Source organism: Candidatus Clostridium stratigraminis (assembly GCF_045310675.1).
GTDB classification, from domain to species: domain Bacteria; phylum Bacillota; class Clostridia; order Clostridiales; family Clostridiaceae; genus Clostridium_AT; species Clostridium_AT stratigraminis.
In genome coordinates this window covers 149,297-162,245 of record NZ_JBJHZZ010000001.1, presented here as the reverse complement: position 1 = coordinate 162,245, position 12,949 = coordinate 149,297, and the positions used below count along the sequence as shown (strand labels likewise).

Genomic DNA, 12,949 nt, shown 5'->3' with positions numbered 1-12,949 from the left:
GATGATTCATGCTATTGTCGAATAAAAAGAGTCTTTTCAGACTCTACTTATTTTTTAAAATTCTAAATTCTTGACCGCACTTTTTGCAAACAAAAGATTCATACTCTGGGTATCCCTTAACCTTATGGCTGTTACCAGATGGGTTGATATTATCACTACTACAATATGGGCACCTATCATCGATGCTAATTTTCAATTCTTCCATACTCTCATCCCCTTTCATATATCTTAATTCTATATAAAAAAGGATAATCCTCCTATTTCTTCCTCAAAGCTCCCTTAACTCTTCTAAATACTTGTCCTTCTTCCATAAGTTGCTTGTCCTCTAATATATTACAATGCATCATACATCTTTCTATTTGATACATTTTCTTAATATCACCATTAAAGTATTTACATAACTTATTTACTTTTCTTTTTGCTGGCTCATAGTAATCACATATTTCATGGTTCATGTTTTCCATATTATCACCTGACTTAACACAAAATAAAAAGCAGCTGCTAAAAGCAACCGCTCAAGAATATTGGAGTACAACAATGTTAATTTTATCATTTTAAATTATATCCATATTATTTATTTTTAAACATTAAAAGACACTTGGACTTAACCAAGTGTCTTTTATTTAGTTATTAATATAATTTTATATTTTAATTATAAATTATTTTTTTCAGGAATTGTAGGAAACTTTTAAGAATCGGTCATGTTTTTTTCTTTCGGTATCCCCCTCACCTTTAGTTCCCATTTTATCAGCTATCTGCTTCCACGTTAAATTCTCTATATATCGTAGTGTTAAAATCTGTCTGATTTCGCTATCTTCTATACTTGCAATATAATCATTTAATTCAGCAACTTTATTCATAAGTTCATCTGTTCTGATTTGTAATTTCCGTTTAAGCCTGGTTACTTTTTTATCATGCCCTTTAACTTCTATTCCAGATATTATCATTGTATGTCCGACATATGGAAAGTAAGGATCTGAACCTTTAACAGAATCGGTTACAGTCTCATGATTAATATTATTTATCTGAACTTTTAATAATTCAATTTCTTTAATAATGTGATGAAGCTGTGAAAGTTCTTTCTTATCCATCCTATCCCTCCTTTTCTTTAGCTACTACACATAAAGCTATAATGAAAGATCCTATTGTACTTCCTGTAAAGAGTCCTAATAAAAACAAACACATCTTAATAACCTTCTTTCACACGGTTAATATTTATTTGTCTTTTCTTAAAATAGGCATCTTCAATTTCTTTGGATCTAAAGTTTAACTGATTACCAATACTTAAAAGAAAATGAAGTGCATCTACATATTCCTCTAAGATAACATTTTTATCATCAGGTCCTTTATTACTCCAATGTTTAAAACATCTAGTTGTATTTGCTAGCTCAGATACTTCAACTTGTAATGCTAATAATGTATCTGTTAATAGCTCCTTAGGCTGAAGCTTAATATCTCTTTGCTCTATTATAAAATCATCAAGCTCCTTCTGAAGCTCTAATAATTCATCTAGTTTTATCACTCGTTTTCACTCCCTCCTTCGAAATATAATTGAATTGTGTCTTAAATAAATTCTTCTCCTATAAGTTTTACATTGCCACAAGGATACATATTTCTAAGTCTATACATAGCCATTTCTTCGTTTACTTCCTTTATTTCTATTGATTTTTCTATACTTTCAATTTTAAAAGTAAACTTTCGAGGAATAATTTCTATACTTCTTCTCAATTCTTCTAACATTTTAGATGAACCCATTTTAAATTCCCCCTTCTAAATTTGTTTCATAATAGTTTCAGATTCAGTCTTTATTAACTCTAGCCTTTACAGCTTCTAATAACATATTTTGATTTATTTCCTTATTGCTTAAGGCTTTCATAACATCTTCATCCACGGTACCTTTAGCAATAAGATGATGTATAATAACTATTTCCTTCTGACCTTGTCTATGAAGTCTTGCATTAGCTTGCTGATATAATTCCAGGCTCCATGTAAGTCCAAACCAAACTATAATACTTCCTCCATACTGTAGATTAAGTCCATGTCCTGCAGATGCTGGATGAACTAAAAGCACTGGAATATTACCTTTATTCCATTCCTCAATATCCTTTGAATCCTCAAGTCCTTTAATCTTATAGCCTTTAAGATAATTACTTATCCTGGTGTAGTCATGCTTGTATGTGTAAAATACTAAAACTGGTTTACCATTGGCTGCTTCAACTATATCTGCTAAAGCTTTTAATTTTTCTTCATGGATCTCTACTACTTCATGATTTTCTGAATAAATAGCTCCATTGGACATTTGAAGAAGTTTGTTAGTAAGTACTGCTGCATTGGCTGCTGTTATATCTTCTTCACCAAGTTCTATAACAAGATCTTTCTCTAGTCGCTTGTACTTATTTATGGCAGCCGGAGGTAAATTAATTTCTACCGGGTTATCAATTCTTTCAGGAAGATCCAAATAGTCCTTAGCCATCATTGAAATACAAATATCACCTATCTTTTTATGAATTGCATCTTCTGCACCTTCTTTAAGATTCCAATTGTAAACTACAAATTGATTTCTTTGTCCAGGTCTGAAATACTGTTCTCTATATCCTGTAATAGTTTTACCTAGTCTCAATCCACCATCAAGTAAATAAACTTGTGGCCATAAATCTATTAAACTGTTTGGTGCTGGTGTCCCTGTAAGTCCAACTATTCTTTTAAAGTATGGTCTTACTTTCTTAAGTGCTCTGAACCTTACAGCTTTGGAAGATTTAAACGAACTCAATTCATCTATAACAACCATATCAAAGGGCCAGCTGCTAAAGCATTGCTTAACAAGCCATTCTACATTCTCTCTATTAGTAACATAAATATCTGCAGGCATATTCAAGGCTCTTATTCTTTGCTTTGGACTTCCTAAAACTTTTGATATTCTTAAATTCTTAAGATGATCCCATTTACCTATCTCGGTACTCCATGTATCTTCTGCAACTCGAAGAGGTGCTATAACTAAAACTTTATTTACCTCACCAAGGAATAACAATTCATCTATTGCAGTTAAGGTGCTTACTGTCTTACCCATGCCCATATCTACCCTCAAAGAAATAAACCTGCTGCATTATTATCAATAATGTGATTTATTGCATATTCTTGATAATTCCAAGGTTTAAATTCCATAGTACCACCTTCTTCCTAATACATAAGTTTTGCATATTCAATCCAGTTATAGATTTTCTGTAATCTTTCTTCAGAAAAATATATCTGCCTCCTGTACCATTCCTCAATATCTCTATTGCCTTTAGATAGGTTTACATAATTAATTGAAGGACATATATTCCATATATAACTTGTACCACCATTATTTAATGGGATTATATGATCTACATTTAGATTATCTAAATTTAACTTTTCTCCAGAATAAGCACATGTATTATTAAAATACTTTAAACAATCCTTCCACTGCTCAACTGTATAAGAACCTCCGTTTAAATAATCTAATGCCCTATGCCTGTGTTTCTTAGCTCTATCTAACTCTTTACCATATGGTGTTTTTATATATCTTCTGTTGTATTCAACATGTCTTTTAGTGATGTCTTCTTTATTATCTTGGTAGTATTTTGGATAATACTTTTTGGCATACTCCTTCTTTTCAACTTGATGGATATTTCTATATTCTTTCTGATATTTTTCAAGTTCACTTCTATGTTGTTCTTTATAAGCTCTCTGAATTTTACTGTGACATTCCTTACAATCTGTTCTTAATCCATCTTTACTATCTTTTCTTTTTCCAAAATATTCAGAAGTTGCTGGTAGTTCTTTATAACACTTAGTACAAATTTTAAAGTTCATAGTACCACCTCCTCTATAAAAGCTTTTATATCTTCCATTGAATCTATAACTTTAACTTCAAAACCTAAGGCTTTTAATTCTTTTGCCCTATAATCTTGTATAGGTCTAGGTTTTTCACCTGGTGCTTTTAGTTCTATAAAAACAATCCTTCCATGTGGTAAAAGTACAATCCTATCTGGCACTCCTGACACTCCTGGACTAATAAACTTTAATGCTTTACCACCTATCAACTCAATTTCTTTTTTTAGTCTTTTTTCAATAGTACTTTCTTTCATGAACTTCACCTTCTTAAGAGTGGAAACAGTGGAAACAAATTTTCTCTATATATATATATATCCGTGTATTAGGCATATACGTATATGTGTATATGCGCCTAATTATATAAATACAACTTATATAATATTTTTTGTTTCCATTGTTTCCATTACCCTTTAACCCTTTGATTTATTTAGCTTTACACTGGAAACAATAGTGAAAACAGAGATATTTTTTCTGTTGCCATTGTTTCCATTACCTATTTATGTAAAATCAACTTTGTTGCCAGTGATTTTTGCGTAAATAAGCTCTTTGCTTTCCATAAATTTTACCAAAGCTAATAGGATTTTTACTTTTTTCCCACTCATGGAAACCACTTAAAATGTCATTTATCTCTCGGGCATTCATAGGTGAAAGCTGCTTAGGATCTCCATTAAAAAGTTCACACCATATCTCCATAACACAGGTTTTATCTCTTCTTAAACTGCCCTCAGGTATATCTCCAAAATCTCCGCCATGTATGTAGTTTCTTTTTTCTGCTAGTCCTAAGTTATACCAGTTATCAGTAATTGGCTTATTCAGATATTCCTGTATTAATCCAGCCTTTGCACTTTCTTCTGAGTGTGAATCCTGCTGTTTTTGTGCATCTTTTTCTTCTTCACTACTCAAGTAAAGTGTTTCTCCATTTTTCCAAAGCTCCAAAGCTTCGGCCCATATTTGATCTATTTCATAATTAGTTAAATCCTTGAATACACTTTTACTATGATGCGCTACTCCTACATCTACTGGCCAGAATCTTCTATTACCTGTTTTATCTCTTAAAAACTCGCTGTCATTAGTAGTACCAATAAACACACACTGGCGAGGAAATCTGCTTGTCCTTCTTCCATAAGCTACTCTGTAAATATCTTCAGTCTTAGAAAGAAAGTGCTTTGTAGCTTCAATATCGGCTTTCTTTGTAGCCATCATTTCACCCATTTCTAACATCCAAACTCCCTGGAGCTGTTCATAAGCTTCTTTACCACTTACAGTTGTTAAGCTGTCAGAATACCATTCCTGACCTAGCTTTCTAATGATGGTACTTTTGCCTAATCCTTGAGGTCCACTTAGTACTGGCATGTTATCAAACTTTATTCCTGGAACAAATACCCTTCCAACTGCAGCTGTTATTATCTTTCTAGTTACTGTTCTTACATAGCTGCAGTCTTCAGCACCGAGGTAGTCAATGAATAAGGTATTTAATCTTTCTGTTCCATCCCATGTAAGGCTATTGAGATATTCTTTAATTGGATGGAATGAATGTTTTTCAAAGGATAAGGCCAGAGCATCAGCACATTTAGCTGTTGAACTTATCGCATAATACTTTTCTATAAATTCTCTAAGCCCACTATCATCTGTATCGTTCCAATCTGATTTATTATCTTTGCTTCTCCAAGGAAGATTACCAATAACTACAGCCCTATTAGAGAACTCATTATAGGCAATCTTATTTTTAAGTAATGGCTCATTTTCGATTATAAGAAGGAAGTTGCTTATTGTACTCCTAAGCTTTCCTTGTTCAGTGTAAGTTAAATCTTTTAGCCATTCAGTATTTAATTCTCCATCTTCTACTGCGCCAAAGTCCTCTTGAGCCTTCTCCATTCTTTCTTTGCCTAATGTCTGCATGACCTTTTTATCAGCACTTGCGAACTCACTCATTTTAGAGAAACTTGGAAGTCTATTTGCTGGAGTATCTTCTTTTGCATCATCATCTAAAGAACCAAACTTATGGATCCTAACTAAGTCAAAAGCATTACATAAAATTCCGCTTGTAGGATCCGTTCCATGATGTGAATATGAAAACTTATCATCATAGACTACAACTCCGCCCGTGGTACTTCCCTCTGCATAGGTATACCTAGTTTCATCTGCACCAGATATATAAACATCACTTAAAAATTCTCCTATGGCATCAGTAATACTGTAGGTCCTACAAAAGGCACCTATGACACCTTTCTTTTCTAATGGATCCTCTTGCTTTTTTATAGCACTGTTTATTTTTGCCCTAGCTCTGCTGCTCTCAGGCCAATAACTTACATCTTGCCAACCAAATGTATATCTAGCAAGCACTTCATCAAGATTAAGCCAAGGTAAATCTTGAACTTTAAATACATATTCTCCATCACATGAAGTGCTTGGCCAGAACATTAGTCTTGAGGGTTCGTAGGTAGTATCATCAAATTGATCTATTCCTAAATCATCAGCTATCATTCTAGCAATGGCTTGATATTCATCAGGTAAAACTGGTCTTGATAATGGTATAATAAGTCTTAGCCTTTGGTTATCAGGTGCATGTGTATGTGTTGAATACATTAAACAACCAAAGTCATATAAAAGCTCTATACTGGACCATACATCTCCATTAACATAATCTAAATCAAGGGTTAATAGAGTCCTATTTGCAACATTCTCAGCTTTTCTGCGGCCATTCTTTAATGAACCTCCTACAAAGCCTCCTACATCTTTTATCCTGTCTCTGTCTGTCTTAGGAAGTTTCTTAAACTCAGCGTAGGTTTCAGGTGTTCTTGTAGTGGTACTTAACTTTTCAACTAATGCTGAGTACAGGAGGCTTTTATTTTTCCAGTGTGTTTCTTTTTTACTTTTTCCAGTGGCTAGAGTTATGGAACCATCATATTTAATTTTTATATTCTGCTGCTTATCTTCTGCTTTATATTCCAAATTACCACCTACTTTTAAGAGCTTTCATTACTTTTCAACATAGTTTTCTATATTCTTAATTATCATGTGGATGCTGCCATCACCATTGTCTCTAATTTCAAATTTATTAATATCCTTGTAAGCTTCTTCTGTAATGTTTAGATCTATATCGCTACTTACTTTAATTTTTACCTTGCTTAATTTCTTCTCCAGATATTCTTTGTCTATCTCAAATTTTTCTAAGTCATATTCTTGCATATAAGCTATAAAAGCTTTTTTAGCTTCAGGTTCGTAAGGTGTGAAGAGATCTTCGGTTAATTCATATATGTCTATTTCATCATTATCCCTAAGAATCTCTTTAACTGAAGTTCTTATTTTTTCTGCCCTTAAAGCTTCGCCTTTTAAATTACTTCTTGTCCACAGTTCAACTAAATCCATAAAAGCTCTTGTCTTATCTCTATCGTTATTGATTATATTACAGCCTAGGAAGTTTTCTACAAAGTAGTTAGCACCATATTCTTCACTTTCTTTTACAGTGCCTTTATCAAGTACTAGCAGGTCATAATCCTGGCCATTTCTAATAGGCTTAATGAAAGCAGCTTTCTGCACTTTCTTTTTATCAGGAAGTCCAGTTGCTATACGGGTAATAAAAACTCCTACTGAATCATCAACAAATTCAATCTTATGTGTATATTGCTTAATGTAGTCTATCTTTAGTATTCCAAGCATAGGGCCATATTCGGTACTGAAAGAAACAACCAATAAATCACAAGAAGATATATTTGAATTGACCTTCATAATTTCAAATAATGAACTGACAATTTCCTTTGAGGCTGCATTTAGATCTATTCTTCCATTTAAATATTCCTGGCTAAATTCCTTAACAGTTCCATTTTTAGATTTAAAGAAAGCATACTTTAAACTGTCATCCTTAAGAACTCTTTCTAAGTGACTTAGAATAAATCTGTACACTTCTTCATTAAGCTCCATCATATAGTTATTTAAAATTGGTTCATCTGAATTATTGTCCAGCACGTGAAGTACTGCCTCATTTATAGCAATGTCTCTGATTTTATCCATTATTTTTACACTCTCCTTTTTATTTCCACTTGGTTAATAAACCATCTCTTATTAATCTTTCTATTTTTCCAGCTATAGCTTGTCCTGACTTATCAATGTATTCTTTAATGACTTCACTTCTGTAGCCCTTTTGATACATCTTTATAACTACTTCAACCTGTTCACTGCTCCAGGTGCCATGAGGATCTTCTCTTAAAGGTCTCTCTTTAATGTCTAAATCAACAACTCTTCTTTTAATAGCTCCTTCAGTTCTGAGTAAAGTTAAGGAAAGTTCTTTATAGGTGTATTTGTAAAGTCTTAAATAGCTTCTTAGAAGGTTATCTTCCTTTTCTGTCCATGGAGTTGTTTTATACTTCGCAAATGCAATGTCAGCTTCTCTTTGTTCCTTTACCCATTCAGGCTCTAATCCTAAAGTATTTTCAGTAAACTTTGAAAAATCAATGTTCATTCTATACTCCTCAGCCCATTTCCAAAAATCTTTTAAGTAAACTACCCTAAAGCTACCATTTAAAACTTTTTTATTTCTGTATGGCAAGCCTTTATCCATCCATTGCTTACTTTTAAATGTAATGCTACCCTTCCTTCCTGCAGCTCTAACTAATTGGTTCATTGTTAGATATTCACCACTTTCAAGGAAGGAACCAAGTTTTAGCCTACCTTTAATATTTAAAATTCCACTTACACTTCTATTTAGTTTTTTAGCCATTGTTGGTATTGATATTAGGCCCCAATTATCTTCTAGGTATTGGATTTCGGATACTCCATAGCTACAGCCTCCCATTAACCTCACCCTCCTTAATCTTTCATATAGTAGCTGCACTCATATCCATCAGCTTTAAGTGGTAATCCTGGAGCCCAGTCTAGGGGTTCTCCAAATATTGAATTAACTTCTTCAAGGCTTCCAAAGTCCTTAGGTACATCCATTATTAATTCATCATGTACATGCATTACAATTTCATAGCCGGCTGCAGTAACCTTAAACATTGCCTCAGCTAAGCAGTCTCTAGCAATAGCCTGTACTATGTTTTCAACAAGTTTAGGTCCATAAGTTTCTAATGTAGTCCATTGTTTAGATGTCTGTTCCATACCTTCATAAGTTATTATTGGTTTCTCATAAGCTCCTGGTTCTATCTTTGGTCTAATATAACTTAACTTTCGCCCTGAGGGTAATTGTATGAAAAGAACTCCTGGATCATAAATAAATTTGATACCATGTTGGATGCATACTGTTGTTCTTTCCTTTATTGCTTTCTTAGCAGCCTTATCTACATCCCACCAAAACTTTGTTATTTTAGGATTAGCACTTCTCCAATGTTGTACAAGCTCTGGAAGTTCTTCTTCAGGTATGCTATTAGATTTATCCATACTTTTTATAGCTCCTACGCTGCCACCATATCCTAAAGCAAGTTCTGCTATCTTTCCCTTTTGCCTTAGTGGATCTCCCTTGTGTATGCTTTCTATTGGTACATGAAACATTTGACTTGCTGAAGCTTCGTATATTTTTCCATGAGTTTTAAAAACATCTAGTCTCCACTGCTCTCCGGCAATCCAAGCAATAACTCTTGCTTCAATAGCACTAAAGTCAGCTACCATAAATCTATTACCTTCTCTAGGTATAAAAGCTGTTCTTATAAGTTGTGATAATGTATCAGGAATACTATCAAATAAAAATTCTGCATCATTAAATCTTCCTTCTCTAATACAATTCCTAGCATTATCTATATCAGGTAAATGGTTCTGAGGAAGGTTCTGAACCTGGACCAATCTTCCGGCCCATCTGCCAGTCCTATTAGCTCCATAGAACTGTAATAACCCTCTTACTCTTCCATCATCACATCTTGAGTTTTGCATTGTCTGGTATTTCTTAATAGATGTCTTAGCCATTAGTTGTCTAAGTTCTAAAACTCTTTTTACATTATCTTCTTTAGCATTTTCTAATAGAGTTGGTACACTGTCTTTAGTAAGACTAGTAACTTCAAATCCTACACGTTCACTGAGCCACTTTTTTAGTTGAGCTGGACTATTAGGATTACTTAAGCCAGTAATGGTTCTAGCTTCATTTTCTAGCCTTTCAGCATATTGTGCATCACATGAAATTGCATTTTCTATAAGAACAATATCAGTACCCACACCTCTATCATTTATTCTTTGATCTAATTCCCAAAGTCTATGTTCTTTTTCTGTAGTTTGATATTTACTTAATTTATTTCTAATATCTCTTTCAACTGCTACATCTTGCTTGCAGTACGATTTAAAAGTTTCCCATTTCTCAGGATCATGTCCTGGAAGGTTCCTAGTTCTTCCACCATTTGATTTAGTAGGCTTACAAGGCTTACAGAAATATTGAATTAGAGCTTTACCTTCTTTCATCTTCTGTTTATCTTCTTCAAAGTTAAGCACTTTACCAACCATATCAAGTGATCCAGGCAAACCCATTCTTAGAGCTTGTATCATTGTGCATTGCCACTGCTTCGGTGGCATACCATGCGGCCAGAACATTTCATTTAGAATTGCATTTCTTTCAAAATTTGCATTAAAAGCTGTTTTTATAACATCCGGACTGCTTAGTGCTTTAGTAACTCTTTGTGGTAAATCTTCGGCATTCATAAGGTCTACAATTTCTATTGGTTCATCATTGAAAGCATAAGCAAATAGCATTATTTCAAATGATGGGTGCTCACAGTATCTATAAGCACCCACTTCTTTTATGTCTAATTCGCTATATGTCTCAACATCTATACATAAGATGTCAGCCATAGTCTTAACCTAAGAAATCATCATCTGCAGATTCTACAGAATCAAAGTCATCTTCAGCTCTAGTAAATCCTCCTAATGGTTCTCCTTCTTCAAGCTTTTGGACATTCCCAAGCCCTGCTGCTATTCCTTTATTCCCTGAAGCACTGAATGGATAAAAATTAAGAGTAAGTCTTGCATAGCAGCCACTATATACTTCAGTAGCATCTATTACAGCTTGTACATTTTTATCAACTACACCAGGCTTATTCTTGCTGCTAGCATTTAAGAAGTAGCAATTTGCATAAGCTTCATCATCTGGTCTTTCTGAATCACCATCTCTTAGTGGTGTTTTTAAATTTGGAGGTACCTTTCCGCCCCACTTAGCAGCTCCGTCTTTCTTAGCCTGTTCTACAGCTTCTTTAATTAAAGTAAGAGTCTCCTTATCATTCTTTGGAATTATTACACTTACACTATACTTAGGCTCATTACCTTCTATTGCATGAGGCTCAAATAAGTGAGCATAGCTTAATCTAACCTTTCCTGTCATTACCTTTGTTCCTGTTCTACTTGCTTTTACATTTGCCATTTTACATTTCTCCTTTATTTTTTCTATAATCACTTCGTCAGCATCAAGTGATGAATAGGTCTTAATATTTTTTTCTTCTAAAATGTTATCTACTTCTTCAAATTCGTCTTGCTGTACGACTATCCAGTCCCTTTTACCTTTTACAAATTCATCAAGTTGATGTTGAGTATATTCGATTAACATCTACATACATCACCTTACTTAAAATCTTCTACTGCGGAATTAAATACTGGTCTTTTATCAGTTTCGGGTACCAGCACAGGCTTGCCTTGAGGTTTTTCTATGTAGTCTCCTAGAAGCCTTATAACTTCCTTCTTTCCTATTGCTGATTCCATATTCGAAATGCCTGTTAGCTTTTTGGTGTAAATAATACTTTCAACAAAACCTTGTCCAATAAGTATTTCACCAACTTTGTTTTCATCAACCCATTTTCTATTGCTTCTGCCTTCAACTACTTTCCAGCCTGGATATTCTTCACCTTCAAGAGCTTTATCTAATGCATACTCTTGTACATCTTTTGCCCATTTAGCTAATTCATCAGCTCTAGATAATATGTCAGCTATTTCTAAGTTGTCTAATATAAATGGATCCTTGAACTCATACTTAGCAATTTCTAAGTTTTTCTCTGCTCTTGCCTTACATACTGCTTTAGCTCTACAGAAAGTACAATGATCCCCTGGACATAAATCTCCTTCACCTTTAAAGGCTAATTGAGCTCTTGGCTTAACAAAATCTTCTGCCCACTTTAGTAAATCTTCAGTTGATATTTCATCAGTGCTTATCCTGTCCAATCTAGGTTGTATAATAGTCATTTTTACATTTTCAATGTCATACAAAAACTCAAATTCAGAGATAGCTCCTAATGCATATAATCTCATTTGCTTATTTCCTACAGCTGATACTGGAACACCCTTGCCATACTTCAGGTCACATATTTCCATTGTTCCATCAGCTATTATTACAAAGTCTCCGGTACCAAAACCGTCAGGCACCCATTCGCTAAAATCTAATCTTTGTTCAATCTTAAAAAGTGCATCCGGTGTTTTTGCTTTGGCTTCTGATACTTTTTCCATGCAAGTATCCACATACATATCCACATAATCCGGCATATCTTTTGTGAATAAGCCATTAACTTCTATCTTCTTAAACTCAGAATTAAACTTTCTTGTGGAAATCTCACCTAAACTTTGCCTTAGCTTCAATTCTCCAAGCTCATGTGCAAGTGTACCTTCTGCAGCATATTCACTCGATTTGTTTTCAAAGTTTTCCTCTAGTCTTGCAGAAGGTGGACAGTTCATCCACTTACTAGCAGAACTAGCACTTAATATTGCATGTTGTGCCATTATAAAAGCGCCTCCGCTTCATTGTATACTGCTGCATAATCTTCTTCTTTTATGTCAGGTACCTTGCTAGCTCCATATTTAGCAACTAGAGCTTTAACCTCTTTCTGCTTGCCAGCCTTCATTGCTGCTCCAAGTCTTTCTCTAACCATTTCCTTTGTTACCTTAGGATCTTCCTTATTATCTTCTTGCTGCACAGGAGTGCTTTCTACATCAACTATAGGTCCACTTTTAGGTGCTTCTTCAGAAACTTTCTCTGCATTAACCTTTGGAGTATCATCAACTAGTTTTTCTTTTACTACTGCTTTAATTGGTGATTGTACATTTCCTCCCTGCTGTGGAATAAAACCAGTTTCACCAAAAGCCTTTGTAAAGTGTAGAATCTCCTCTACTGAATTAAATTCTGCTGTAATTTTCATAA

14 protein-coding genes and 1 pseudogene are annotated in these 12,949 nt (G+C 33.9%); all 15 read right to left on the bottom strand.

The window, feature by feature from the left end:
• Positions 1 to 43: 43 nt before the first annotated feature.
• The 15 genes and pseudogenes from ACJDUG_RS00795 to ACJDUG_RS00725 all read right to left on the bottom strand — a co-directional run bounded on the left by ACJDUG_RS00795 (position 44) and on the right by ACJDUG_RS00725 (position 12,947).
• Positions 44 to 205 (bottom strand): PDDEXK family nuclease, encoded by a 162-nt coding sequence (locus ACJDUG_RS00795; protein WP_406767972.1) that lies wholly within the window; start codon positions 203 to 205, stop codon positions 44 to 46.
• A gap of 52 nt (positions 206 to 257) precedes the next feature.
• Positions 258 to 464: a hypothetical protein gene (locus tag ACJDUG_RS00790; RefSeq protein ID WP_406767971.1), complete on the bottom strand. Its 207-nt coding sequence runs from the start codon at positions 462 to 464 to the stop codon at positions 258 to 260.
• A gap of 204 nt (positions 465 to 668) precedes the next feature.
• The gene (locus ACJDUG_RS00785) at positions 669 to 1,091 is read right to left on the bottom strand and encodes a DUF1492 domain-containing protein (protein ID WP_406767970.1); all 423 of its coding nucleotides are present in this window, start codon (positions 1,089 to 1,091) and stop codon (positions 669 to 671) included.
• Positions 1,092 to 1,186: 95 nt separating this feature from the next.
• Positions 1,187 to 1,522 (bottom strand): dUTP diphosphatase, encoded by a 336-nt coding sequence (locus tag ACJDUG_RS00780; protein ID WP_406767969.1) that lies wholly within the window; start codon positions 1,520 to 1,522, stop codon positions 1,187 to 1,189.
• A gap of 41 nt (positions 1,523 to 1,563) precedes the next feature.
• Positions 1,564 to 1,755 (bottom strand): hypothetical protein, encoded by a 192-nt coding sequence (locus ACJDUG_RS00775; protein WP_406767968.1) that lies wholly within the window; start codon positions 1,753 to 1,755, stop codon positions 1,564 to 1,566.
• Between the two features lie 43 nt (positions 1,756 to 1,798).
• Positions 1,799 to 3,162: pseudogene (locus ACJDUG_RS00770) on the bottom strand (SNF2-related protein).
• Positions 3,163 to 3,177: 15 nt separating this feature from the next.
• Positions 3,178 to 3,834: an HNH endonuclease gene (locus ACJDUG_RS00765; RefSeq protein ID WP_406767967.1), complete on the bottom strand. Its 657-nt coding sequence runs from the start codon at positions 3,832 to 3,834 to the stop codon at positions 3,178 to 3,180.
• Positions 3,831 to 4,109 (bottom strand): VRR-NUC domain-containing protein, encoded by a 279-nt coding sequence (locus ACJDUG_RS00760; protein ID WP_406767966.1) that lies wholly within the window; start codon positions 4,107 to 4,109, stop codon positions 3,831 to 3,833. Before ACJDUG_RS00760 ends, ACJDUG_RS00765 begins: the two co-directional genes overlap by 4 nt.
• 253 nt (positions 4,110 to 4,362) lie before the next feature.
• Entirely contained in the window at positions 4,363 to 6,807 is a 2,445-nt protein-coding gene (locus ACJDUG_RS00755) for a virulence-associated E family protein (protein ID WP_406767965.1), read from the bottom strand.
• Positions 6,808 to 6,834: 27 nt separating this feature from the next.
• Positions 6,835 to 7,866 carry a nucleoid-associated protein gene (locus ACJDUG_RS00750; protein WP_406767964.1) on the bottom strand — a complete coding sequence of 344 codons (1,032 nt, stop codon included), beginning with the start codon at positions 7,864 to 7,866 and terminating at the stop codon, positions 6,835 to 6,837.
• A 19-nt stretch (positions 7,867 to 7,885) separates the two neighbouring features.
• Positions 7,886 to 8,647, bottom strand: a complete 762-nt coding sequence (locus ACJDUG_RS00745) for a hypothetical protein (protein WP_406767963.1) — start codon at positions 8,645 to 8,647, stop codon at positions 7,886 to 7,888.
• A 14-nt stretch (positions 8,648 to 8,661) separates the two neighbouring features.
• Positions 8,662 to 10,623 (bottom strand): DNA polymerase, encoded by a 1,962-nt coding sequence (locus ACJDUG_RS00740; RefSeq protein ID WP_406767962.1) that lies wholly within the window; start codon positions 10,621 to 10,623, stop codon positions 8,662 to 8,664.
• A gap of 4 nt (positions 10,624 to 10,627) precedes the next feature.
• Positions 10,628 to 11,188: a DUF2815 family protein gene (locus ACJDUG_RS00735; RefSeq protein WP_406768674.1), complete on the bottom strand. Its 561-nt coding sequence runs from the start codon at positions 11,186 to 11,188 to the stop codon at positions 10,628 to 10,630.
• Positions 11,189 to 11,385: 197 nt separating this feature from the next.
• On the bottom strand, positions 11,386 to 12,531 hold the full coding sequence (locus ACJDUG_RS00730; RefSeq protein WP_406767961.1) for a DUF2800 domain-containing protein: 1,146 nt from the start codon (positions 12,529 to 12,531) through the stop codon (positions 11,386 to 11,388).
• Positions 12,531 to 12,947 carry a hypothetical protein gene (locus ACJDUG_RS00725; RefSeq protein WP_406767960.1) on the bottom strand — a complete coding sequence of 139 codons (417 nt, stop codon included), beginning with the start codon at positions 12,945 to 12,947 and terminating at the stop codon, positions 12,531 to 12,533. Before ACJDUG_RS00725 ends, ACJDUG_RS00730 begins: the two co-directional genes overlap by 1 nt.
• Positions 12,948 to 12,949: the final 2 nt, after the last annotated feature.